We start from the raw sequence: 23,828 nt of genomic DNA on the forward strand, positions 1-23,828 counted from the left end.
AAGCGCCCCTTCAGCCCGCCTTGCCGGCGTCCGCCGCCGCCTTCGGCCAGTTCTCCGGCTCGCCCTTGCAGGGCATGGCGCGCTCGGTGGGGGCGTAGATGAGGATATCGGGCTTGAAGCGCTCCACCGATTCCATGTCGAACCGGCAATAGCGGTGGTGCTGCCAGGAATAGGCGGAGGCTGCGGAGATGCCGAGGCCCCGCCACGAGCCCTGGCTGAAGCTGTCGCCGATCACCATGATGCGCGGGCCGGGATGGCCCGTATCCACCGCATAGGGCACGAAGGGATCGTGCGGCGCCACCGGCTTGAACAGGCCGGGAATGAGCGTCTGCTCCTTCGGCGGGACCATGGGACCCTTGGGCGGAAACTGCACGTCCGGCGGGTTGGGAACGCGGGCGCCGGTGGCGCGCAGCAGGTCGCCGGTGAGGCGGGGCTCCGCCGGGCCGAGGGCGTCCTCCGCCTTCACCGCGAGGTCCGGCCGCCCGGCCGCCGCCATGGCCGCGTTGAACCCCAGCAGCATGCCGCGCTGGTTCCAGTGGGTGTCGTAGCGCCAGTGGACGGGGCCGACCTTCTTCGCCTCGGCGAGGATGGGGCGCATGTCCACGAAGGTGAGGCCCGCCGCCTTCATCTGCTGGGCCACGAGGTCGTACTCGGTCGGCGATGTCTTCAGGCGGCGGGCGTAGGCGGGCAGGTTCTCGAAATTGGTGGTGTGGCCGTTGGGCGGGATGAGCACCACGAAGCGCCCGCCACGGGCCTTCATATAGGCGTTCATGCGCTCGGCAAAGGCGACGAAGCCGCTCACCGCCTCCGGCCGGACCAACTGGCCGAGCGACTGCTCCAGCGCGTGCTCGTCCTTCAGGAACAGGGAGCCGTTCTCCCCCTTCAGCGCGAGGTCGCCCTGGGTGTCGCCCATGAAGCGCATGTAGGAGCGGTGCGCGGCCAGCACCGCGCCGCGGAAGCCGAAGGCGTTGTTGATGAAGGGGTCGAGGCGTTTGGCCGCCTCCTCCCACCAGTGCGCCTCCGGCTCCAGCACGGTGCGCAGGGGCGCGGGCGCGTCCGGTGCCACGAGGCCGATGGTGGGCAAGGTGAGGATGGCGAAGAAGATCACCGCCCACCAGCGCCGGAAGGACATGAGAAGCGGCATCGCCCGTCCTCCTCAGAACCGGAAGTACAGGAACGGCGAGTAGGTCGCCGCTCCCACCGAGAGCACGCACAGAACGAACAGGCCCCACACCACCACGCTGTCCACCGCGCCGAACAGGGCGAGGCGGATCCTGGGCGCGAGCGAGCGCCCGCCGGGCCGCGGCAGGCCGAACATGGCGAGCGGCCACGCCAGGATCAGGATGGCGATGGTGACGGGCTTCAGCTCCACCTCCAGCTGGGCGGAGAGATAGCCCACCCCATTCATCCCCACGAGGCCCTGGAACAGCTCCATGGCGCCCGGAAACGAGTTGGCGCGGAACCAGACCCAGCCGAACAGCACCACCAGCAGCACATAGACATGGGAGAGGAGCCGCGGCCCGTCCTTCAGCCAGGCGCCGAAGCGGGTGCGCTCCAGCACCAGGAACGTGCCGTGGTGGGCGCCCCAGATGACGAAGGTCCAGCTCGCCCCATGCCACAGGCCGCACAGCAGAAAGACGCTCCACAGGTTCACCGCGGTGCTGAGGTGGCCGCGCCGGTTGCCGCCCAGCGGAATGTACACATAGTCCCGGAACCAGCTGGACAGGCTCATGTGCCAGCGGCGCCAGAAATCGCTGATGGAGCGCGCCCCGTAGGGCAGGTTGAAGTTGCGCGGGAACTTCAGGCCCATGGCGACGGCGAGGCCGATGGCCATGTTGGAATAGCCGCCGAAGTCGAAATAGATCTGCAGCGCGTAGGCCGTCACCCCGAGCCAGGCCTCGCCCAGGTTCGGGGCCGTGGTGTTGTCGAACACGGCCGCCACCACGGGGGCCACCTCGTCGGCGATCAGCACCTTCCACGACAGGCCGATGATGAAGATGCGCAGGCCCAGCGAGACCCGTCCGAGGGTGGTGCGCCGCGTGTGGATGCGCCGGTTGATGGTGGAGTAGCGCACGATGGGCCCGGCCACCAGCTGCGGGAACATGGTGATGTAGACCGCGATCTCCTCGAACCGCCCGTTGGCCGAGGCCTTCCGGCGGTAGACGTCCACCAGGTAGGAGATGGCGTGGAAGGTGAAGAAGGAGATGCCGAGCGGCAGCGCCGGATGCACCACCGGCAGCGCCACGCCGAGGGGCTGGAGGAGCAGGTTGAGGTTCTGCGCCAGGAAGCCCGCATATTTGAAGGCGATGAGGCCGGCGAGGTTCGCCGCCACCGCCAGCGCCAGCATCCTCAGCCGCCATGTCTCGCTCCGCGGCCCGATGGCGAGGGCCAGGAAATAGTTTGCGACGATGGAGACCGCCAAAACGGCGACGTTGGCGATGCCGCCCCACGCATAGAAGACGAGGGAGAAGGCGAGCAGCACCATGTTCTTCGCGCGCACGCCCGGCGTCGCGAAGTAGCACAGCAGGAAGGCCGGCAGGAAATAGAAGAGGAAGGTGACTGAGGAAAAGACCATGGAACGTCGGAAGCCGGCTCGCCCTTCTCCGCGCTGGCGCGCAATCCGCCTCTAATACACGAATTGCTCGCGCAGGATACGCTCTTCCAGACCGTGGTCGGGATCGAACAGCATGTCGATGGAGGAGGAGGCATCGAGCCGCGCCGACACGGCGATGATGTCCCGCACCTCGAAATGGTCCGCCGCCGCGCTCACCGGGCGCTTGTCGGCCTCCATCACGGCGATGTCGATGCGCGCCTTGTCCGGCACCAGCGCGCCGCGCCAACGGCGGGGGCGGAAGGGCGAGATGGGGGTGAGCGCCAGCAGCGCCGTGCCGAGCGGCAGGATCGGCCCGTGGGCGGAGAGGTTGTAGGCGGTGGAGCCCGCCGGCGTCGCCACGATCACCCCGTCGCAGATGAGCTCTTCCAGCCGCACCTTGCCGTCGATGGAGATGCGCAGCTTCGCCGCCTGGTAGGTCTGGCGCAGCAGCGACACCTCGTTGAAGGCCGGGGCGCGGTGGCGCGTGCCGCTGGCGTCCACCGCCTCCATGATGAGGGGGTGGATGGTCACCTGCTGGGCGGCGGCGAGGCGCTGCGGCAGCATTTCCTCGCGGAAGGTGTTCATCAGGAAGCCCACCGAGCCGCGGTGCATGCCATAGATGGGCAGCCCGCGGTCGCGGAACCGGTGCAGGGTCTGCAGCATCAGGCCGTCGCCGCCGAGGGCGACGATCACGTCCGCCTCGCCGTCGTCGACTGCGCCGTAGCGCGCGATAAGGCGCAGGCGCGCGGCCTCCGCCTCGGGCGTCTGGCTGGCGACGAAGGCGATGCGGGAGAAGCGGCGGGCAGGTTCGCTCATCGGAGGGAGGTCGAAGGGGCCTGAGGAGGACGGGCCTGAAGCGCCGCCGCGACTGCGTTTCCGGTCTAGCTCCCCGACGCCCGTCTGTCGAGGCGCCTTCGCCGCAGGGCTGGCATGGGCTAGAAGAAGGGACTTCCCTCGCACCGGATGCCGCGAGAGGCCCCCGCATGGACCCGCGCCTCGTCTATTCCACCTTCCCGTCCCTTGACGCGGCCGAGACGGTCGCCCGCGCGCTGGTGGAGGCGCGGCTCGTCGCCTGCGCCAACATCCTGCCGGGCATGGTCTCCCTCTATCGCTGGGACGATCGGATAGAGCGGGCGGACGAGGTGGTGCTGCTCCTGAAGACCACCGCCGCCCGCGCGGGCGAGGTGGTGGAGGCCGTGCGCAGCCGGCACCCCTACGCGGTGCCGGCCATTCTCGTGCTGCCGGTGGAGGGCGGACTGCCCGCCTTCCTCGCCTGGATCGGCGCGGAAGTGACGGACACGCCGGCCTGAGGCCCCCGCCCCCCGGCCGGCCCTTGGCCTCGACCGACGCAAGGCGGACGAGGCCAAGGGCCGCGCGCGCATCCGCAGGCCCGCATGTCCTGCCCCCGGGCCTGCGCCATCAAAGCACCGGGCGCCAGTACAGGGGCACGGTGCGGAAGCCCGCCCCGTCCTTCTCCAGATACAGCGCCCCCGGGAAGGGGATGTGATAGCCGGCCAGCAGCGTCCGGTCGGCGGCGAGGCGCTCGTAGGTCCTGCGCCGCACCTCCTCCGCCGCCACCGGATCCATGTCGAACACCGCGTGCCAGGACGGGTTGCGCACGAACAGCGCCGGCAGGTTCGACAGGTCCGACTGGATGAACAGCACGTCCTTGCCCGAGCCGAGCTGGAAGGAGGTGTGCCCCGGCGTGTGGCCGGGCGTGCCCACGGCGGTGAGGCCGGGCGCCACCTCCTTGTCCCAGGCGTAGCGCTCCACCTTGCCCTCGAACGCCTTGAACACGCGCCGCACGTTCTGGAAATTGCCCTTCAGCCCATCCGGCGCGCGGCTCATCTGGCCCTCGTCCATCCAGAAGGCCCATTCGCGCTCGGGCACGGACACCTGCGCCTTGGGGTAGGCCAGCGCCCCCTCCGGCGTGAGCAGGCCGTTGATGTGGTCAGGGTGGAAATGGGAGATCACCACCTGGTCCACGCTCGCCGGATCGACGCCGGCGGAGGCCAGGGTGCCGCGCAGGAGGCCCACCGGGCCGGGCTGGCCGCCGTTGCCGGTGTCCACCAGCACGCGCCGCCCGCCCATGTCGAGCAGCAGCACGGTGAAGGAGATGGGCACCTGATTCTCCGGCAGGAAGGCCGCCTTCAGCGCGGCGTTCACCGCCTCCTTCGGCTGGTTGCGCACGAAGGTGTCGGAGAGCGGAATGGTGCGCATGCCGTCGGAGACGGCGGTGACCACCACGTCGCCCACCTTGTAGCGATAGACGCTCGGCGCCTGCCCGCCGGTGGCCACCGGCGCGGCAGCCAGTCCGCCGATCGCCTGCGCCACGGCACCGCTCGTGGCGGCCTGGACCTGTGTTGCGCTGACCGTCGCCCCACCCGCCACCATCGCCCCCGCCGTGCCGGCGGCACCGGCCAGCAGAGCCCGCCGCGAAACCTCGGTCATCCCAATCTCCTCGCTGCGTGAAGGTGCGGGAGATTAGGCGAGAGGTATGGGCGTGATCGACCTCAATGAGGTGGCGAGCGCTCAAATGGTCGCGAGCCGCGCCATCGGACAGGGCCCGCAGGGGAAGCGACGCCAACAAAAAAAGCCGGCCCGTAGGCCGGCTTCATCTTCTCGGGCGGTCGGCCGCGCCTCAGCGCACCGGCGGGGCGTACTGGATGCCGCCCATGCTCCAGAGCTGGTTGATGCCGCGCGGGATGCCAAGCTTCGAGGCGGCGCCCACGTTGCGCTCGAAGCTCTCGCCGTAGTTGCCCACCGCCTTGATGATGCGCACGACGAAATCGTTCGTCACGCCCAGCTGCTCGCCGAAGCCGCCATCGGTGCCCACGAGACGGCGCACCTCGGGCTTCTTGGAGGCGAGGGCCTGGTCGATGGTGGAGGTCGCCACCCCGAGCTCCTCGGCGTTGATCATGCCGAAGACGGTCCACTTCACGAGGTTCGCCCACTGGTCGTCGCCCTGGCGCACCACGGGGCCGAGGGGCTCCTTGGAGATCACGTCAGGCAGCACGATGTGGTCGCCCGGCTTCGCCATGGTGAGGCGGAGCGCGTAGAGCTGCGACACGTCGGTGGTGAGGGTGTCGCACTTGCCGTCCTCGTAGGCCTTCACCAGGTCGCCGGAGGTGGGAAGCGTGACGAGCTCCAGCTCCATGCCGTTGGCGGCGAAGTAATCCCTGGTGTTCTCCTCGGCCGTGGTGCCGGCCTGGACGCACACCTTGGACTTGTTCAGCTCCAGGGCGGAGGTGACCTTGCGCGCGTCGCGCACCAGGAAGCCCTGGCCGTCATAATAATTGATAGCGGTGAACAGCAGGCCGAGCTTGGCCTCGCGCTCCAGCGTCCAGGTGGAGTTGCGCGAGAGCACGTCGATCTTGCCGTCCTTCAGGGCCGGGAAGCGCTCGTCCGCGGTCAGCGCCACGTACTTCACCTTGCCCGGATCGTTGAGGATGGCCGCGGCGAGCGCCTTGCAGACATCCACGTCGAAGCCCGACCAGCTGCCGGCCGCGTCGGGAGCGGAGAAGCCCGGAAGGCCCTTCGAGACGCCGCAGACCAGCTCGCCGCGGTCCTTCACGGCCTTGAGGGTCTGCGCCGAAGCCGCCGTGGCGGTGAGCGCAAGCGTGGCGCCGGCCAGAATGGCCAGGATCGTCTTCATGAATGCCCCCAGTGAGAAAGAGAGAAGTGAGGAAGCCGCTCTCAAAGGGCGGCCTGCTGGCGCACGACCACCTTGGTGCCCACGGGCACGCGGCCATAAAGGTCGATGATGTCGCTGTTCACCAGCCGGAAGCAGCCGGAAGACACCGCATAGCCGATGGTCTGCGGCTGGTTGGTGCCATGGATGCGGTAGACGGTGCCGCTGATGTACAGCGCGCGGGCGCCCATGGGATTGCCGGGGCCGCCGGCCATGAAGCGCGGCAGGTAGGGCTGGCGCTGGATCATCTCCGCGGGCGGGGTCCAGTCGGGCCACTCGGCCTTGCGCTCGATGCTCTTGAGGCCCGACCACTGGAAGCCGTCGCGGCCCACGCCGATGCCGTAGCGGAGCGCCCGGTTGTCACCCTGCACGAGGTAGAGGAAGCGCTCGTTGGTGTGGATGACGATGGTGCCGGGCTTCTCCGTGGTGCGGAAATAGACCGGCTGGCGGCGGAAGGCGGGATCCATCTGCGCCACGTCGTCGTCCGGGGCCACGAGGCCCGGCTGGTCGTCGATATCCATCACGGCGCCGGGGGCGCCGCGCGGCCCCACCTGCGCCTGGGCGCCGGACGCGAAGGCAAACAGGCCGGCCTGCATCAGGACGGCGATGGTCAAGGTCTTGAACGTCACAGGCATCATGCCGCCTCTTTTCTCGCGTTCCGGACGGACCGTTCCGCCGGATGCGGTGTTCGCGGACCGGACCGGACGCGCCACGGCGCGCACCCGACCGGCACCCTACCCCGCGCAGCCCGCCCGCCCCTGTTCCCGGCCCGATCCCGGACCTCGACGCACACCCTGGCTCGGCGAACACTCACGACCCCGCTTCCGGATTAGCCGAGGCCGCGCGCGAGGAAAAGGGGGGTTGCAGCCAACGCAGTGCAGCATTTTCGGATGCATTGGTAACGGAACGGTATCATCGACACGCCATGACGGGGTATGACCTTACGTCATGACGGGTCGGGCCGGCACGTCCTTTACGCCGCCGCATGGCTTTCCTAAAAGGAGCCGCCCGAAGAAAACGAGCATGCCTACCTGCGTGGTGCGCAGGAGTGGGCGAACGAGGAGTTGATCCATGATTTCCCTGACCTTCCCCGATGGCGCCAAGCGCGACTATGCCGAGGGGACGTCCGGCGCGGACATCGCCGCCGCCATTTCCAAGTCTCTCGCCAAGAAGGCCGTCGCCGTCACGCTGGACGGCAACCTCGCCGACCTCGCCGAGCCCATCACCCGCGATGCGAAGATCGAGATCGTCACCCGCGACGACCCGCGCGCGGTGGAGTTGATCCGCCACGACTGCTCGCACGTCATGGCCGAGGCGGTGCAGGAGCTGTGGCCGGGCACCCAGGTGACCATCGGCCCGGTGATCGAGAACGGCTTCTATTACGACTTCGCCCGCAACGCCCCCTTCACCTCCGAGGACCTCCCGGTCATCGAGGCGAAGATGCGCGAGATCATCGCCCGCGACCGCCCCTTCACCAAGGAAGTGTGGACCCGCGACGAGGCCAAGCGCGTGTTCGCCGAGAAGGGCGAGAATTACAAGGTCGAGCTGGTGGACGCGATCCCCGCCGACCAGGACGTGAAGATCTACAAGCAGGGCGAGTGGTTCGACCTCTGCCGCGGCCCGCACATGCCCTCCACGGGCAAGATCGGCAACGCCTTCAAGCTCATGAAGGTGGCCGGCGCCTATTGGCGCGGTGATTCGAACAACCCCATGCTCACCCGCATCTACGGCACCGCCTGGCAGGACGAGAAGGAGCTGGCCTCCTACCTCCACCGCCTGGAGGAGGCCGAGAAGCGCGACCACCGCCGCCTCGGCCGGGAGATGGACCTCTTCCACTTCCAGGAGGAAGGGCCCGGCACGGTCTTCTGGCATCCCAAGGGCTGGACGCTGTTCCAGGAGCTGGTGGCCTACATGCGCCGCCGCCTGAAGGCCGACTACCAGGAGGTCAACGCCCCCCAGGTGCTCGACCATTCCCTGTGGGAGACCTCCGGCCACTGGGGCTGGTACAAGGAGAACATGTTCAAGGTCCAGTCCGCCGGCGACGAGACCAAGGACGAGCGCGTGTTCGCCCTGAAGCCCATGAACTGCCCGGGCCATGTGCAGATCTTCAAGCACGGGCTGAAGAGCTATCGCGACCTGCCGCTGCGCCTCGCCGAGTTCGGCGCGGTGCACCGCTACGAGCCCTCCGGCGCGCTGCACGGGCTCATGCGCGTGCGCGGCTTCACCCAGGACGACGCCCACATCTTCTGCACCGAGGAGCAGATGGCGGCGGAGTGCCTGAAGATCAACGATCTCATCCTCTCCACCTATGCCGACTTCGGCTTCGAGGAGATCGTGGTGAAGCTCTCCACCCGACCGGAGAAGCGCGTGGGCTCGGATGCCGTGTGGGATCACGCCGAGGAGGTGATGACCCGCGTGCTGAAGCAGATCGAGGATGCTTCGGGCGGCAAGATCAAGACCGGCATCCTGCCCGGCGAGGGCGCCTTCTACGGTCCCAAGTTCGAGTACACGCTGAAGGACGCCATCGGCCGCGAATGGCAGTGCGGCACCACCCAGGTGGACTTCAACCTGCCGGAGCGGTTCGGCGCCTTCTATGTGGACGCGGACGGGCAGAAGAAGACGCCGGTGATGATCCACCGCGCCATCTGCGGCTCCATGGAGCGCTTTACCGGCATCCTCATCGAGCACTTCGCCGGACACTTCCCGCTGTGGCTCGCGCCGACCCAGGTGGTCGTCGCCACCATCACCTCCGACGCGGATGAGTACGCCGCCGAGGTGGTCGCCCAGCTCAAGGCCGCCGGCCTGCGCGCCGAGGTGGATCTGCGCAACGAGAAGATCAACCTGAAGGTCCGCGAGCACTCGCTGGCCAAGGTGCCGGTGCTTCTGGTGGCGGGCAAGAAGGAGGCGGCCGAGCGCACCCTCTCCATCCGCCGCCTCGGCTCCAACGCCCAGTCGTCTGGCACGCTCGACGACGTGGTGGCCGCCCTCGCCGACGAGGCGGTGCCGCCGGACCTGAAGCGCCGGGCGTCGGCCGCGAAGGCGGCGTGAGGCGAGGACATCTGGATCTGAACGGGGCGCTTCGGCGCCCCGTTTTCGTTTCGCTCCCTACTTCCTCAGCGTCGCGAAATAAGCGGCGAGGTCGGCGGCCTGAGCTCGGGTGAGGGAGACCTGCGGCATGGCCGGATGGGGGGCGAGCAGGCGGAAGGCGAGCCAGGAGGCGGTGATCTTCCTGCGCCCCGCGGCGAGGGTGGGAAACGGCGGCGCGTCGCTGGTGGTATGCGTGGAATCGGGCGCGACCAGATGGCAGCTGGAGCACCAGCTCTCGGCCAGGGCATGGCCCGCCGCGGCATCCGCGGCCGAAGCCGGCGCCTGCGGCAAGGCGAGGAGGGAGAGAAGCCCCAGGGCGAAGATCGGCCGGCGCATAAGCATGTAGATGCTCCCTCTTCTCATTGCAGGACACTCTATCTCATTGTGGAAACGCGTTTTCTCCACGCGAACCGGTTTTCACTTCGCGCGAGGGCGCGCCGGGGAGGCGGCACGGGCCGGCAGGCCGGTCAGCGCATCAACACTTCCAGCTCCTGGTCCTTGCCGGGCTCCACCTTGAACTCGCGCGTGTAGCTCTTGCCGTCCTTGCGGGCGGTGGCCTCATACTCACCCTCCGCCAGAATGACGTTGGGAAATGCGCCGATGGATTCCTTGATCGTGTCGCCGCCGGGCGTCGTCACGGTCCATTGGGTGTCGGCCAGGGATTCGCCGCCCGTCACCTTCACCAGCTTCAGCACCACCTGCGCGGCGCGATGGTGCACGGTGGCGTCGGTGAGCTTGCCGGGAGAGACGCTCACGTCGGCGCGCACCACGGCATTGGCGTCGCCATAGGTGGACACCACGTGGTAGGTGCCCTCGGGCAGCAGCACCACCTCGCCGGCGTTGGCTCCGCGATAATAAGGCTGGCTGGAGGCCTTCCCCTGGAGGAAGGAGCCTTCGAAGATGTCGAAGGTGAGCTTCTGGGCGGCGATGGGCTTGTCGTTCACGTCGGCGCCGAGGCGCAGCGCCCCCGCGGGCACGTCGAACGCCTGCCGGCGGGAGACCGGCCCCACCTGCACCCGCTGCGCCGACGAGGCGAAGCCGTATGCCACATGAATGATGTAGCCGCCGGGGGTGAGGAAGAAGACCGGCGTCGCCTCCGAGCTTTCCGCGACGAGCGGAAAGGCGCCGGAGCTTTCCGGCTGGTCGGCGAACACCCGCCACACCAGCATGCGCGGGATGGGCGGCCCATCCGCGCCGAAGCGGGCGTAGACGCCCAGCGCCGACTTTCCGGCGGGCGGGGACGGCAGCACCGCATGGGGCTCCCGGCCGGAGCCGCCGGGGGCCGGCATGGCAGGCGCGGCGGCGGGCGCCTGCAGCACCGGGCGCGGCGCCGTGGGGGCCTGGAACGGCGGGGGCGGCGGCACCACCGGCTGGGCGCCGAGGAAGGGCATGGTCTGCGCCTCGGCCCGGCCGGGCACCCCCTGCCCCAGCGACAGGCCGACCACCACCGCCGCGCACAGCGTCGCGAACCGGGACGCCAGGCGCCGGAAGGAGGCCTTGGAGGCCCGGAAATTCGGGATGAGCGCGCAAGCGAAGCGGTTCATTTGTCTGAGGTGCACAAAATTCGGGGCGGTTTCAAGTCAGGATCATGCCGCGTCGCACCCTCAGACGGCGGCACCGGCGCCCTGCGGGGCGGTCGCCCGGCCGCCCTTCGGTGCTATAAGGGGCAAGCTGCGCCGTTGCGCCCGCCCTTCCCATCCGTTGCATTGCCGAAGAGAGCTTTTCCAGCCATGCCCGATGCCCTCGACCTCCTTTCCACCCGCCGCTCGTCCCGCATCATCGATCTCGTCGCCCCCGGCCCTTCGGCCCAGGATCTCGACACCATCCTCACCCTCGCCGCCCGCGTGCCGGACCATGGCAAGCTCGCGCCCTGGCGCTTCATCGTGTTCGAGGGAGAAGGCCGCGCCCGCGCCGGCGAAGCCCTTGCGGCGGCGCTGAAGGCGAGCGATCCGCAGGTCGCGGACAAGCGGCTGGAGGACGAGCGCAGCCGCTTCCTGCGGGTGCCGCTGGTGGTGGCGGTCGTCTCCACCGCCGCGCCGCACGTGAAGATCCCGGAATACGAGCAGCTGCTCTCCGCCGCCGCCTGCTGCCAGAACATGCTGATCGCGGCGGCAGCGCTGGGCTACGGCGCCACCTGGGTCACCGAATGGCCGACCTATGACGCCGGCGCGCGGGCCGCCCTCGGCCTTGCCGGGCACGAGCGCATCGCCGGCTTCATCTACATGGGCACCGCCACCCAGAAGCTCGAGGACCGGCCCCGGCCGGACCTCGCCCAGGTGGTGACGCGGTTCTGACGGCGGCGCCCTGAATCAGCCTGGAGCCGGGAACGCCGGGCTCCAGGCCATCCCTGCCCTCGATACGCCCGGCGCCCCGATACGCAGGAACCGATCCCCCGGACACGCCGGCCGGGGGACGGGGGCGCCGCGGCCTCAGCTTTCCTTGAAGCCGTAGTCCGGGATGCCCTGCTCGTTGCCGTAGTATTTGTAGGGCAGGAACTTGCCCGACATGGTGATCTGCACCCGGTCGCCCTTGGGGTTCGGCTCGCGCACCATCTCCATGTTGAAGTCGATGGCGGACATGATACCGTCGCCGAACTCCTCCTCGATCAGCGCCTTCCACGCCGGGCCGTTGACCATCACCAGCTCGTAGAAGCGGTAGATCAGCGGGTCGGTGGGGGGCATGGGCGTGCCGGCGCCGCGCATGGGCACCTCGTTGAGCATGCGCTCCTCCACCTCAGAGAGGCCGAACAGCTCCGCCGCCTTCTTCGCCAGCGGCTTCACCAGCTTCATCTGGCCGAGCAGCGCCCCCACCACGAGGAAAGGCGACATGCCGCCGATCTCCTCGCAGATGTACTTCCAGGTCCAGCCCTTCTCGCGCTTGATGTCGAGGATCTTCTCGGTGAGCTGTTCGCGCTTCATGTGGTCTTCTTCTCCACTCTTGTCGTTCGCTTGAAGGGGCCGGACCGGCCGTTTCACACGCGCGCGCCTAGTCGCGTCCGCTGGCGAGCGCGGGGAAGGGGATGGTGTTGGCGGGCGGAGGCACGGGCGGGGTCCCGAGCCGCACCCGCGGGGGGTGGCGCGGGTCGTAGCCCTCCGGCTTCTCGTCCCTGAAGGTGCGGCTGCGGGAGACGAGGAAGTCCACCAGATGGTTGCGCACCGTGTAGTAGTCCGGCTCGCGGTGGATGCTGTCGCGGGCGCGCACGGCCGGCAGCGGGTTCTCCACCACCTCGGCCACCATGGCCTCCGGGCCGTTGGTCATCAGCACGATCTTGTCGGCGAGGTAGATGGCCTCGTCCACGTCGTGGGTGATCATGACCACCGTCTGGCCGGTGGACTTGCAGATGCGCCGCACCTCGTCCTGCAAGGTGCCGCGGGTGAGGGCGTCGAGCGCCGAGAAGGGCTCGTCCATGAGCAGGATCTTGGGCTCGATGGAGAGCGCCCGGGCGATGCCCACGCGCTGGCGCATGCCGCCGGAGAGCTCCGCCGGCTTCTTCAGCTCGCTGCCCTTCAGGCCCACGAGGTCGATGAAGCGCTTCGCCCGCTCCTCCACCTCCGCCCGCCCAGCCTTGCGCCAGCGGGAGGAGACCGCATAGGCGACGTTGCCGATGACGCTCCGCCACGGCAGCAGCGCATGGCCCTGAAAGATCACCGCGCGGTCGAGGCTGGGGCCGGAGATGGCCTGCCCGTCCACCACCACCACCCCGTCGGACGGCTCTTCCAGCCCGGCGAGGATGTTGAGCACGCTGGTCTTGCCGCAGCCGGAATGGCCGATGATGCAGACGAACTCGCCCTTGGGCACCTGTAGCCACAGGTTCTCGAAGATGGTCGTTCTGCCCCCGCCGGGCGCGGGATAGCGCCGGGCGATGCCTTCGATGGAGATGAACTTGGGATGGGGCGTGTCCATGGCGCTCACTCCGGGAAGGTCACGCGCTTCTGGAAGCGCGCGAGGATCAGGTCGAGCACCATGCCCACGAAGCCGATGAGCAGGATGCCCACGATCACGTTGGCGATGGAGAGGTTGTTCCACTCGTTCCAGACGAAGTAGCCGATGCCGGTGCCGCCCACGAGCATCTCCGCCGCGACGATGACGAGCCAGGCGATGCCGATGGAGATGCGCATGCCGGTGAGGATGGTGGGCGCCGCCGCCGGCAGGATCACCGTGAAGGCGCGCCGCCACGGCCCCACCTCCAGCGTCCGCGCCACGTTCAGCCATTCCTTGCGCACCGCCCCCACCCCGAAGGCGGTGTTGATGAGCATGGGCCAGACCGAGCAGATGAAGATGACGAAGATGGCCGAGAGGGAGGAATCCTTGATGGTGTAGAGGGCGAGCGGCATCCAGGCGAGCGGCGAGATGGGCTTCAGCACCTGGATGAACGGGTCCAGCGCCCGGTAGGCGAGCGGCGACATGCCGATGAGAAAGCCCACCGGCACCGCCACCAGCACCGCCAGCCCGTAGCCGATGAACACCCGGCCGATGGAATAGAGCAGCTGGAGGCCGAGGCCCTTGTCGTTCGGCCCGTTGTCGTAGAAGGGCCGCTTGAGGTTGTCCCAGAGCTTGCCCGCCACGTCGAGCGGCCCCGGCATGGCGGACTTGGCCCCGGCGGTGGAGATGCCCATCAGCTTGGCATATTCGGGATCGAGCGCCGGTCCCGAGCTTGCGCTCGGGGTGACGGCGATCTGCCAGGCCGCGCAGAAGGCGACGAACAGCAGCACCGAGAGGAGGCCGGCGCGCACGCCGAGGCTCTTCATGGCGTCAGCTCCGCTTGATGGCGAAGGAGGCGACGTATTCGGCGGGCTTCGCCGGATCGAAGACCTTGCCCATCACCGAGAACGACTTGGAGGTGGTGGCGGGCGGAGTGAGGCCCATCTCCTTCATCACCTTGGCCGCGTCGGTGGCGAGGAACACCTCGTTGGCCACCTTGGCGTAGTCCACGTCGCCCTTGATCTGGCCCCAGCGCTTCATCTGGGTCAGCATCCACACGGCGAACGAATCCCACGGGAAGGGGTCGAAATCGACCCGCCTGGGGTCGTCCTTGATCTGGCCGAGTCCGTCCGCATACTTGCCCACCAGCACCTGCTCCAGCACCACCGGCGGAGCGTTGAGATAGGCCGCCGGGGCGATGGCCTCGGCGATGGCCTTGCGGTTCTCGGCTTTCGAGGCATAGCCGGTGGCGTCCACGATGGCCCGCAGCAGCGCCGCATAGGTGTTGGGCATGGTGGCGATGAATTCCTTGCTGGCCGCGAACGAGCAGCAGGGGTGGCCGTCCCACATGGTCTTGGACAGGGAGTGGATGAAGCCCACGCCGTCGAACACGGCGCGCTGGGCCACGTTGTCCGGGGCGAGGAAGCCGTCGATGTTCTCGGCCCTGAGGTTCGCCACCATCTCCGGCGGCGGCACCACGCGCAGCTGCACGTCGGTGTCCGGGTCGAGGCCGTTCTCCGCCAGCAGGTAGCGCAGCAAATAGTTGTGCATGGAGAAGTCGTAGGGAATGGCAAGCTTCATGCCCTTCCACGACTTCACGTCCATCTTGTCCTTGTGCTTGATGCCGAGCGTGAAGGACTGGCCGTTGATGTTCTCAATGGCCGCCGCGGCGAAGGGGATGGGGTTGGAGCCGATGCCCTGGCTGATGGCGAGCGGCATGGGCGCCAGCATGTGGGCGGCGTCGTATTCCTTGTTGATGGTCTTGTCGCGGATCACCGCCCAGCCGGCGGTCTTCACCACCTCCACGTTGAGGCCATGCTTCGTGTAGAAGCCCATGGGATGGGCCATGATGATGGGCGTGGCGCAGGTGATGGGGATGAAGCCGACCTTGAGGTCGGTCTTCTCCGGCTTGCCGGTGGCGGCGAAGGCTTCGGTGGCCGCGTCCAGCGGGAAGAAGGTGGCCAGCGCCGCAGCGGCGGTGGAGGCGCCCACCGCCTTCAGGAAGGCGCGGCGCTGCATGTCGCCGGGAAACAGCGCGCGCATGAGGCCGGAGGCCACCACCTCCTTGTAGCGCCCCTCGTCGGAGAGGGAGGCCGCCCGTTCCGCCGCCGCATGCTCCTCCGCGCTGGAATGCCGCCCGCACAGGCAACGACCGAGCTTCGACATGGTCGAGAACGGGTTCGAGAACATCGACATCGGGCAATTCCTCGCGGGAGTACGGGTGGGATGACGTGGGGGCAATGGCAATGCCCGTGCCACGGCCTAGCCGGGCACGGACACCGGCGGCGGGGCGAGCGACTTGCGCGCCAGCATGTGGCTCTTGGGATCGTTGACGGAGGTGACGGCCAGCAGCCGCTCCCCCTTGAAATACCGCACGCAGAAACGGCCGGCGGCGACGTCGCCCTCCACCTCGGTGCGGTCGAAGCCGTCCAGCAGGCCGGCGATCTGAAGCTTCACATCATGTTGATCCGACCAGAACCAGGGGATCGGATCGTATGCAATGACGCCTCCGGCGATGGTTTTTGCGGCAGCCTTGGCCTGGTCGATGGCGTTCTGCACAGATTCAAGGCGAACGCGGCGCCCGTAGAGCCTGCTCGGAAAGGAGGCAACATCCCCGACCGCATGGATGTCGGGCATGCTGGTTCGGGTCGCCTCGTCCACGCGGATGCCGTTCTCGATGGTCAGGCCGGCCGCCGCCGCGAGTTCGGTGTTGGGCACCGCTCCGACGGCGGACAGGACGAGGTCGGCGGGCAGCACCCGCCCGTCCTGAAGCTCCACGCCCGTCACCCGCTCCGTCCCGACGAGGCGCGTCACGCCGGTGCCGGTGAGAATGGCGATGCCGTGCCCCTCGTGGAGGGTGCGGGCGAAGTCGGAGATGGTGGAGCACGCCACGCGGGCGAGCAGCCGGGGGGCGCCCTCCACCACGGTCACGTCCAGGCCGAGCTTCCTCGCCTTGGCCGCCACCTCGAGGCCGATGTACCCGCCGCCGATGATGACGAGCCGCGCTCCCGGCTCGGCCGCGGCGCGGAAATGCTTCACGTCGTCGATGGTGCGGATGGAGAAGACGCCGGCCAGATCCGCGCCCGGCACCGGCAGCGCCCGGGCGCGCGTGCCGGTGGCGATGAGCAGCGCGCCGTAGGACAGGCGCGCGCCATCGGCGAGCTCCACCTCCCTGTCGGCGGGAAAGACGCGGGCGACGCGGGTGGACAGGCGCATGTCCACACCCGCCTCGGCATAGAAGGTGGGGGCCTTCAGCTCCAGCCGGTCCTCGGTCATCTCGCCGCCGAGATAGGCCTTGGAGAGCGGTGGGCGCTGGTACGGCAGATAGGGCTCGTCGCCGATCACGACGATGGGGCGGGCGTATCCCTCGGCCTTCAGCGAGGTGACGGCCTGGGCCGCCGCCTGCCCCGCGCCGATGATGACAAGAGGCCCGCTCATTGCGCCGCCTCCGCCGTCCCGCCCTTGAGGGCGGCTTCGACGAAATGCAGACGGTCCTGGCCGAAATACATCTCGCCATTCACAAAATAGGTGGGCGAGCCGAACACGCCGGCCTCGATGGCCGCGGCGGTGTTGCGCTCCACCTGCTCGGCCGCCGCCACGCTGTCGGACAGCTCGGCGAGCCTGGCGCCGTCAAGGCCCACCTCGTCGGCGAGACGGACGAGGTTCGCACGCTCGGAAATCTGGATGTCCCGCGCCCACACGGCGGCAAGGCAGGCGCCGATGAGGTCCGCGGGGTCGAGCCCCTCGAGCTGCGCCGCGACGATCAGGCGGCAGGCGGGAAGCGTGTCGGTGGGCCAGAACTTCGGCTCGGTGTTGATGGGGACGCCGGCGAGCTTCGCCCAGCGCACGATGTCGGCCTTGCGATAGGCGTTGCGCTGGGGGGACTGCTTCGCCGGGGCGGTGGAGCCACCCGCGGCGAAGACCTTCAGGATGTCGACGGGCCGCCAGAGGATGGCGGCGCCGCTTTCGCGCGCGATGGCGCGCAGGCGCCCGTGCCCAAGGTAGGCATAGCCCGATTGCGGGCTGAAATAGCAGATGATCTCGGACACGGCGGGGCTCCTTGCTGGCTCGCGTTCAGGCGAGAGCCGCGGCCGGGTGCCCCTCCTCGATGGGCAGCGCCGGATCGCGCGACCACTCGTTCCAGGAGCCAAAATACATCTTCACGTCCTTCACCCCCGCCTCTTTCAGCGCCAGGAAGGTGTTGGAGGCCCGCGCCCCTTTGAAGCAGTAGAGATAGACAGGGGTCTCGGGAGAGATGCCGACCGTCGCGCACTCGGCGAGGATCTCGGCCGAGGACTTGAAGCGCGGCCCCTCGGCGGTGGGCTTCATCATGCGGTACCACTCGATCCACTTGGCGCCGGGGATGCGGCCCTTGCGGGGGCAGAAATCCTTGCCGTAGGGCGACGAGCTTTCGCCGATCCACTCGTCCACGTCGCGCACGTCGAGCTTGGCGACGGCGGGGTCCTCCACGGCCTTCAGCATGGCCGCGGCATCGATGATCACCTCACCGGCGGCCGTGTCCACGGGGAAGGTGGCATTCTTCGGCGCGGGGGTGTCGAGGGAGACGGGAAGCCCCGCCGCCTGCCAGGCCGCGAAGCCGCCGTGCAGCACCTTGATCCTGGGATAGCCGAGGAAGGTGAGCAGGAAATAGCCGCGGCACGACTGGCCGAAGCCCGAGTTCATGGACTGCTCGTAGATCACCGCCGTCTCGGCGCCGGAAAGCCCGGCCTTGCCGAACGCCTCGGCGAACCTGGCGCGCAGCTCGGCGTAGCCCTCCGGCGTGGAGGTGGCGAGGAAGGTGAAGATCTCGTGCAGGTTGACCGCGCCGGGAATGTGCCCGGCGGCATAGCTCGCGGGGTCGCGCGTATCGATGACGACGGTGGGCTCGGACAGGATCAGCTTCGACAGGTCGGGCGGCGAAATCAGGATGGCACTCATGGTGATCCCCTCTCATGGAAGGCGATGAGACGAACGGAAGGTGCCGGAGGCTTTGCGCCTCTCGTGTTGTGAAGGCGGGAAGGTGAGCTCAGGCCGGCAGTTCGGCGAGCATGAGCTTCAGCTGCTTGGTGGCCGGGGTGACGATGGCGACGAAATAGGCCTCGCGCAGGCGGCGCTGGCAGCGGTGGGCGCGCACATAGCCCCGCGCCCCGCAATGGAGCATGGCGTTGTGGGCGGCCTCGACGCTCTTTTCCCCGGCGAGGAGGCGGGCGGCCACCACGCGGCGCCAGTATTCCGGGGACGTGTCGAACGGCGTCTCGGCCAGTGCGTTCACCTCTGCCTCGATGGCTGCCAGCGTCTCCGCCATCTGGTCGGGCTGGGTCTCCAGGAAGCGGTTCACGTGGCCGAGCGGCCCTTCCACCTCGCGCATCATGGCGATGCAGTCGCGGATGAGGCCGATCGCCATGCCCGCCTGCAGCAGGATGAAGCCGGCCCGCATCTTCTTCACGAAGGGCATGGCCTCGTGGGCGAGCACCATCTCGTCGGGCACGAACAGGTCGCGGACCTGCACCGCGTAGGTGCCGGTGCCGTCCATGCCCAGGAACGGCTCGCAGGGCTTCAGCGTCACGGCCGGGTCGGCGCAGTCGACGAGCGCCATCACCGGCTCGCCGTCGTCGAGGGCGAAGATGGCGCCGAAGAAATGATCTGGACCGAGGTTGGACACCCAGGGCAGGATGCCCTTCACCTTGTAGCCACCCTCCACCCGCGTGCCCTTCAGCTTCAGCGTCTCGATGCCGAAGAAGGACTTCATGGGGTTGGAGAGCGCGGTGCCGCCGAGCACATGCCCGGTGGCCGCGGCGGCCAGATACTTGGCGCGGGCGGCGGTGTTGTCGGAATTGATGAGGTACCAGACCAACGTGTTCTGGCACCAGGCCATGAAGCCGGTGCCGGTGCACACCTCCGAGATGCGGCTCATGCCCTCGATGGCCGGGCCGAGCCGGTGGCCACCATCCAGATGCAGGCGGAAGGCGCCGGCATCGGCGAAGCGGTGCAGCAGGGTGGCCGGATAGGTGCCCTCGTCGATAGCGCGGGCCCAGGCGGACAGATCGGTCATCGCGATCTTGCCGATCTCGGCGAGGGCCGCTCCGGGATCGAGGTTCGACGCGGAGGGATCATGCGGCGACAAGGCGGTCACGGCGGAAGCGGGCATGGCAATCCTCGGCAGGGCGCAATCGGGGCGATCCACGGGGCGGATGGGGCATGCCCGGACCCGCCGGGCATGCCGTTCGCGCGGGCAGGCTCAGGCCTGGGTGACCTCGAGATTCACCGGGCGGACGAAGGTGTTGGCCACCGGCGACCACTTGGTGACGTGGGCGACGAGGGCGTCGATCTCCTCCTTGGGCACGCCGTCGCACTCCATCTCCACCTTCACGCGCACGTCGGTGAAGCCCACCGGCTTCTCGCTCACGTCGCCCGTGCCCCACACGGCGGTGATGTTGAGATCGCCCTCGAGGGCGAGCTCCAGCTTGCGCACGGTCCAGCCGCGATGCACCGCATTGGCGTGGAGGCCCACCGCGATGCAGGAGCCGAGCGCCGCCAGCGACGCCTCGGAGGGGTTCGGGGCGGTGTCGTCGCCCAGGAGGCCCGGGGGCTCGTCGACGATGTAGGGGGCGAGGTTGCGGATGTAGTTGGCGTGGCGGAAGCGCCCCTCGGCCACGGTCTTGCACTTCAGGGTCTTGATGACCTTCGGGTCCGCCTTGCCGGCGGCGATGAGCTTCTCCAGCCCACCCTTGTCGATGGGGGCGAGGCAGCCCGTGGTCGCCTCGGGCATCAGGCAGCCGGTGAGAACGGTTTGGGGCGCAGACATCCAGATCTCCTTGGGTCGCGATAGACAGACCGGTCTGTCTTATGCACGCGCCGTGCCAGAGGCCGGTGCGCGACCCATGAATTCGCGCAAGACGCGATTTACATAGGCAAGGAAAGGATTTTGGCGGATTCCCCACACCCATTGCGCGGCATGATTCCTGCCTGTATGGAACAGACAGGTCTGTCTTTGTGCCCACACTTGCGGCACGGTGGTGAGAAGCGATGCAGCAGGCGAAGACATTGCGGGCGCCGGCCCCCCGCGCCCCCGTGCGCTCAAAGGCCGAGACACAGCCCGACGCGGCCCCCGGCGGTGCCGAGGGCGAGCCGAAGGCGCGCGAGCGCATTCTCCAGGCGGCGACGAAGCTCTTCTGCCAGTACGGCATCAACGCCGTGGGCGTGGACGCGGTGGTGGCGGAGGCCGCGACCGCCAAGGCCACCCTCTACAAGACCTTCGGCTCCAAGGAGCGCCTCGTGGAGGCGGTGCTGGAGCGCGAGGGCGCGGCATGGCGCGACTGGTTTCTCGGCGAGCTGCTCAAGGGCGAGGCAACGCCGGTCATGCGCCTGCGCCGGATCTTTCCCGTGCTGCGGGAATGGTTCGGGCAGGAGCACTTCTTCGGCTGCCCCTTCATCAATGCGGTGGCCGAGCACGACAAGAAGGATGACCGCCTGCGCCAGATCGCCCTCGCCCACAAGAAGGTGGTGCTGGAGACCATCGCCGGCCTCGCCGGGGAGGCGGGCGCGCGGGATGCCAACGGTGTCGCTCATCAATTGGGCGTGCTCATCGACGGCGCCATCGTCGCCGCCATGATCACCGAGGACCCCAATGTCGCCCTGCTCGCCGGCCAGACCGCCGACCTGCTGCTCGCCGGCTTCGCCGCGGAAGCGGCCTGACGCGCTGGCGGGTCGGCGCCGCGCCCTGCCGCCATGCGCCGTCGCCATGTCGTGCCGGACGGGCGCGATGCCCCCGCCCGTCCCACCCCGGGGAATGCCGCGCGCCACCCCGGCGAAATACCTGCCTCCCGAGCTTGACGGTGCCGCGGCCCACCGCCATTACGGCATCAACATGCGTCGGGAGGAAATATGATGCGTATTCGCGCCGCCGTGCTCCGCACGTCCCCGGTCAGCAAGCCCTATGCGGAGACCAAGCCCCTCTCCATCGAGACCGTCGAGCTCGCGCCGCCCCAGGCCGGCGAGGTGCTCATCAAGGTGGCGGCGGCCGGCCTGTGCCATTCCGACCTTTCGGTGATCAACGGCGACCGCCCGCGCCAGACCCCCATGGTGCTGGGCCACGAGGCCTCCGGCGTGGTGGTGGAGGCCGGCCCGGGCGTGGACGACCTCGTCCCCGGCGACCACGTGGTGATGAGCTTCGTGCCCACCTGCGGCACCTGCCCCTCCTGCATGGAGGGCCGGGCCCAGCTGTGCGGCCCAGGCCAGGCGGCCAACGGCGCCGGCACCCTGCTCGGCGGCGGGCGGCGCCTGAAGTGCGACGACGGCACGGACGTGTATCACCTGTGCGGCATCGCCGGCTTCGGCGAATATGCGGTGGTCTCGCGCCGCTCCATCATCAAGATCGACAAGGAGATGTCGCTCGTCGACGCGGCCCTGTTCGGCTGCGCGGTGATGACCGGCGTCGGCACGGTGGTGAACACCTGCGGCGTCAGGCCGGGCCAGAGCGTCGCGGTGGTGGGCCTCGGCGGCGTCGGCCTGTCGGCGGTGATGGGCGCGGTGGCGGCCGGCGCCGACCAGATCGTCGCCCTCGACCTCTCGCCCCAGAAGCTCGACCTTGCCCGGCAGATCGGCGCCACCGACACCTTCCTGGCCAGCGACCCCGACATCGTGGAGGCCGTGAAGGCGGCCACGAAGGGCGGCGTGGACCACGCGGTGGAGATGGCGGGCTCCGCCCCCGCCTTCGAGCTGGCCTACAAGATCACCCGGCGCGGCGGCACCACCACCACCGGCGGCCTCGCCAACCCCAACGCCCGCGTTTCCCTGCCGCCGGTGCACCTGGTGGCGGAGGAGCGCACCATCAAGGGCAGCTACATGGGCAGCTGCGTGCCGCCCCGCGACATTCCGCGTTTCATGGCGCTCTACAAGCGCGGCAAGCTGCCGGTGAACCGCCTGCTTTCCTCCACCGGCCCGCTCGATGGAATCAACGAGGGCTTCGATCGCCTCGACCGCGGCGAGGTGGTGCGGCACGTCATCGTCTACTGATCAGCCGCCTGCCCTGCGGGGAGGGGCTTTCCTTCCCCGCAGGTTTGCATAAAGTCCGGCGCGACCGTCGGCCGGGAGCGTGCCGCGGGACGCCGCTTGTTCGCAGGAGAAGCCATGCGCGCCGCCATCCGCCTTGCCGTCGTCGCGGCGCTCGCCCTCGGCCTGTCCGGCTGCGACAAGTGCGGCAACTGGTTCGGGCAGGGCAAGCCCAACGCCTGCCAGTCCACTACCCCCAGGTAGCGCCCGCGGCCCGGAGGCCCGGGCAAGAGAACGTATCGCCGCCCGTGCGATCGGGGGCCGTCCCTATCGCGCATCCGGGTTCGGCACCGTGCCCTTCTCGGCCTTCAGCCGCGCGATCTCGGCGCGGATGGGCGCGAACGGGCCGTATTTATGCTGCGCCTGCGGGAAGCTGTCCGCATAGGGGCCATAGGGCGCATCCACCGGCTTGTCGAGCAGGTCCGGGAAGTCCTTCTCCAGCCCCTCCCGGTGCGGACGCCCGCGGCTCGCCACATAGGCCGCCACGTCCCACGCATCGGCCGGGACCAGCGCCGGCATCAGCCAGTCGATGCCGGCGGGCATGTTGTCGTGCACGAAGTTGGCGATGGTGACGAGCCGGTTCATGCCCGCGCCGTCGTTGAAGCTGTCCGGCCCCCACAAGGGCGGAACGCCGTAGCCGAGGCTTGCGTCCGCGCCGTTGCGGACGAGGCCGCGCCCGTCCTCCCCATGGCAGAAGACGCAGGTCCGCGCATAGATCACGGCCCCGCGCGCGGGGTCGGCGGGACGGTCCAGTTCCGCCATGGCGCCGGCGCCCGCGCCCTCGATCGCCGCCCCGCGCGGCAGCGCGGACGACAGGACCGTGAGATAGGCCACCAGCGCCCGCATGGGCCTCACGTCGCGCGGCATGGGCCGGCCGTTCATGGAACGCGTCATGCAGCTGTCGAGCCGGTCCTCGAGGCTCGCGAGCTCACCCGAGCGGGCGGAATAGAGGGGATAGTCGGCCGCGGCCGCCACCAGCGGCAGGCCGAATTTCTTCCTGCCCGCGTCGAGGTGGCAGCTGGTGCAGGCAAGGTTGTTGCCGGCGAAGCGCATGACGGGATCCGGCGCATCCGGGCCGATGTGGCGGGCGGTGGCCTCCAGCACGGAGCGGCCGTAGCGCACGAGGCGTCCGTGCTCGTCGTCGGGTAGCTGGTCGATATCGGGAATGTCCCATACCGCGATGCGCTTGCCGGCAGCGGCGAGGTTTGCCGGCTCCGGCGGCTGCGCGGGAGCCCCGGCCACGCCCGCCGAGACGCAGAAGGCGACAACCGCCGCGTAACCTACCATGCTGGTCCGGCGCATGCGTCCCCCCTTGTGTGCAGGCCTCGCGAAGGCCCGTCTTTCTTGCATTCCAGCCCCGGCGTCGCTATAAGCGCGCCTTCGCTTTCGGCATGCGCCCCCCTGGAGGCGTGCCGCAAGGCGAATCCGCGCGTCCACAAGGATGCGGCGGAATTCCGGAACCATATCAGATTCAGGACAAGTGCC

Annotated in this window: 24 protein-coding genes; 6 read left to right on the forward strand and 18 right to left on the reverse strand. The window is 69.0% G+C overall.

The features are described from left to right. Positions 1 to 10: 10 nt before the first annotated feature. The 3 genes from V5F59_RS16785 to V5F59_RS16795 are packed head-to-tail and all read right to left on the reverse strand — an operon-like array spanning position 11 to position 3,409. Positions 11 to 1,144, reverse strand: a complete 1,134-nt coding sequence (locus V5F59_RS16785) for an alginate O-acetyltransferase AlgX-related protein (RefSeq protein WP_393976347.1) — start codon at positions 1,142 to 1,144, stop codon at positions 11 to 13. 12 nt (positions 1,145 to 1,156) lie between these two features. Continuing rightward, complete coding sequence (locus V5F59_RS16790; RefSeq protein WP_393976348.1) at positions 1,157 to 2,575, reverse strand: MBOAT family O-acyltransferase; 1,419 nt, start codon at positions 2,573 to 2,575, stop codon at positions 1,157 to 1,159. A 51-nt stretch (positions 2,576 to 2,626) separates the two neighbouring features. Then, a complete protein-coding gene (locus V5F59_RS16795; protein WP_393976349.1) occupies positions 2,627 to 3,409 on the reverse strand; it encodes an NAD kinase in 783 nt (260 codons plus the stop codon). A gap of 167 nt (positions 3,410 to 3,576) precedes the next feature. Between V5F59_RS16795 and cutA the strand changes: the two genes are divergently transcribed. Beyond that, on the forward strand, positions 3,577 to 3,903 hold the full coding sequence (gene cutA / locus V5F59_RS16800; RefSeq protein WP_393976350.1) for a divalent-cation tolerance protein CutA: 327 nt from the start codon (positions 3,577 to 3,579) through the stop codon (positions 3,901 to 3,903). Positions 3,904 to 4,012: 109 nt separating this feature from the next. Here cutA and V5F59_RS16805 read toward each other — a convergent pair whose 3' ends face one another. The 3 genes from V5F59_RS16805 to V5F59_RS16815 form a co-directional block, all read right to left on the reverse strand. Further along, a complete protein-coding gene (locus tag V5F59_RS16805) occupies positions 4,013 to 5,044 on the reverse strand; it encodes an MBL fold metallo-hydrolase (protein WP_393976351.1) in 1,032 nt (343 codons plus the stop codon). A 190-nt stretch (positions 5,045 to 5,234) separates the two neighbouring features. Next, the gene (locus V5F59_RS16810) at positions 5,235 to 6,248 is read right to left on the reverse strand and encodes an amino acid ABC transporter substrate-binding protein (protein WP_393976352.1); all 1,014 of its coding nucleotides are present in this window, start codon (positions 6,246 to 6,248) and stop codon (positions 5,235 to 5,237) included. Between the two features lie 41 nt (positions 6,249 to 6,289). Continuing rightward, positions 6,290 to 6,922 (reverse strand): L,D-transpeptidase, encoded by a 633-nt coding sequence (locus V5F59_RS16815; RefSeq protein ID WP_393976353.1) that lies wholly within the window; start codon positions 6,920 to 6,922, stop codon positions 6,290 to 6,292. A 433-nt stretch (positions 6,923 to 7,355) separates the two neighbouring features. Between V5F59_RS16815 and thrS the strand changes: the two genes are divergently transcribed. Next, entirely contained in the window at positions 7,356 to 9,332 is a 1,977-nt protein-coding gene (thrS, locus tag V5F59_RS16820; protein WP_393976354.1) for a threonine--tRNA ligase, read from the forward strand. Positions 9,333 to 9,389: 57 nt separating this feature from the next. Here the strand turns inward: thrS and V5F59_RS16825 are convergent, their stop codons facing one another. Continuing rightward, on the reverse strand, positions 9,390 to 9,713 hold the full coding sequence (locus V5F59_RS16825; protein WP_393976355.1) for a cytochrome c: 324 nt from the start codon (positions 9,711 to 9,713) through the stop codon (positions 9,390 to 9,392). Between the two features lie 125 nt (positions 9,714 to 9,838). Continuing rightward, entirely contained in the window at positions 9,839 to 10,915 is a 1,077-nt protein-coding gene (locus V5F59_RS16830; protein WP_393976356.1) for an RgsD C-terminal domain-containing protein, read from the reverse strand. 186 nt (positions 10,916 to 11,101) lie between these two features. Here V5F59_RS16830 and V5F59_RS16835 point away from each other — a divergent pair, with 186 nt between their 5' ends. Next, positions 11,102 to 11,665, forward strand: a complete 564-nt coding sequence (locus V5F59_RS16835; protein ID WP_393976357.1) for a nitroreductase family protein — start codon at positions 11,102 to 11,104, stop codon at positions 11,663 to 11,665. 135 nt (positions 11,666 to 11,800) lie between these two features. Here the strand turns inward: V5F59_RS16835 and cynS are convergent, their stop codons facing one another. The 9 genes from cynS to V5F59_RS16880 form a co-directional block, all read right to left on the reverse strand. After that, positions 11,801 to 12,289: a cyanase gene (gene cynS, locus V5F59_RS16840; protein ID WP_138401318.1), complete on the reverse strand. Its 489-nt coding sequence runs from the start codon at positions 12,287 to 12,289 to the stop codon at positions 11,801 to 11,803. Between the two features lie 67 nt (positions 12,290 to 12,356). Further along, a complete protein-coding gene (locus V5F59_RS16845; RefSeq protein ID WP_393976358.1) occupies positions 12,357 to 13,274 on the reverse strand; it encodes an ABC transporter ATP-binding protein in 918 nt (305 codons plus the stop codon). 5 nt (positions 13,275 to 13,279) lie between these two features. Then, on the reverse strand, positions 13,280 to 14,119 hold the full coding sequence (gene ntrB / locus V5F59_RS16850; protein ID WP_393976359.1) for a nitrate ABC transporter permease: 840 nt from the start codon (positions 14,117 to 14,119) through the stop codon (positions 13,280 to 13,282). 4 nt (positions 14,120 to 14,123) lie between these two features. Then, positions 14,124 to 15,488: a CmpA/NrtA family ABC transporter substrate-binding protein gene (locus V5F59_RS16855; protein ID WP_393976360.1), complete on the reverse strand. Its 1,365-nt coding sequence runs from the start codon at positions 15,486 to 15,488 to the stop codon at positions 14,124 to 14,126. Positions 15,489 to 15,554: 66 nt separating this feature from the next. Beyond that, positions 15,555 to 16,730, reverse strand: a complete 1,176-nt coding sequence (locus tag V5F59_RS16860; protein ID WP_393976361.1) for an NAD(P)/FAD-dependent oxidoreductase — start codon at positions 16,728 to 16,730, stop codon at positions 15,555 to 15,557. Then, positions 16,727 to 17,341, reverse strand: coding sequence for a 2-hydroxychromene-2-carboxylate isomerase (locus V5F59_RS16865; protein WP_393976362.1), 615 nt, complete (start codon positions 17,339 to 17,341; stop codon positions 16,727 to 16,729). The genes V5F59_RS16860 and V5F59_RS16865 overlap by 4 nt, the downstream gene beginning before the upstream one ends. A gap of 25 nt (positions 17,342 to 17,366) precedes the next feature. Further along, on the reverse strand, positions 17,367 to 18,230 hold the full coding sequence (locus V5F59_RS16870; RefSeq protein ID WP_393976363.1) for a sulfurtransferase: 864 nt from the start codon (positions 18,228 to 18,230) through the stop codon (positions 17,367 to 17,369). 88 nt (positions 18,231 to 18,318) lie between these two features. Next, positions 18,319 to 19,440, reverse strand: coding sequence for an acyl-CoA dehydrogenase family protein (locus V5F59_RS16875; protein ID WP_393976364.1), 1,122 nt, complete (start codon positions 19,438 to 19,440; stop codon positions 18,319 to 18,321). Between the two features lie 90 nt (positions 19,441 to 19,530). Continuing rightward, positions 19,531 to 20,061, reverse strand: coding sequence for an OsmC family protein (locus V5F59_RS16880; protein ID WP_509211235.1), 531 nt, complete (start codon positions 20,059 to 20,061; stop codon positions 19,531 to 19,533). A 257-nt stretch (positions 20,062 to 20,318) separates the two neighbouring features. Between V5F59_RS16880 and V5F59_RS16885 the strand changes: the two genes are divergently transcribed. The 3 genes from V5F59_RS16885 to V5F59_RS16895 all read left to right on the forward strand — a co-directional run bounded on the left by V5F59_RS16885 (position 20,319) and on the right by V5F59_RS16895 (position 22,547). Further along, positions 20,319 to 20,987, forward strand: a complete 669-nt coding sequence (locus V5F59_RS16885) for a TetR/AcrR family transcriptional regulator (RefSeq protein WP_393976366.1) — start codon at positions 20,319 to 20,321, stop codon at positions 20,985 to 20,987. A 192-nt stretch (positions 20,988 to 21,179) separates the two neighbouring features. Further along, a complete protein-coding gene (locus V5F59_RS16890; RefSeq protein ID WP_393976367.1) occupies positions 21,180 to 22,307 on the forward strand; it encodes a zinc-dependent alcohol dehydrogenase family protein in 1,128 nt (375 codons plus the stop codon). A gap of 114 nt (positions 22,308 to 22,421) precedes the next feature. Next, positions 22,422 to 22,547, forward strand: coding sequence for a hypothetical protein (locus V5F59_RS16895; protein WP_393976368.1), 126 nt, complete (start codon positions 22,422 to 22,424; stop codon positions 22,545 to 22,547). 63 nt (positions 22,548 to 22,610) lie between these two features. On the opposite strand, the gene V5F59_RS16900 is transcribed toward V5F59_RS16895, so the two are convergent. After that, positions 22,611 to 23,645, reverse strand: coding sequence for a c-type cytochrome (locus tag V5F59_RS16900; protein WP_393976369.1), 1,035 nt, complete (start codon positions 23,643 to 23,645; stop codon positions 22,611 to 22,613). Positions 23,646 to 23,828: the final 183 nt, after the last annotated feature.

The sequence above is a fragment of the Xanthobacter nonsaccharivorans genome (assembly GCF_043194755.2).
GTDB classification, from domain to species: Bacteria; Pseudomonadota; Alphaproteobacteria; order Rhizobiales; family Xanthobacteraceae; genus Xanthobacter; species Xanthobacter autotrophicus_G.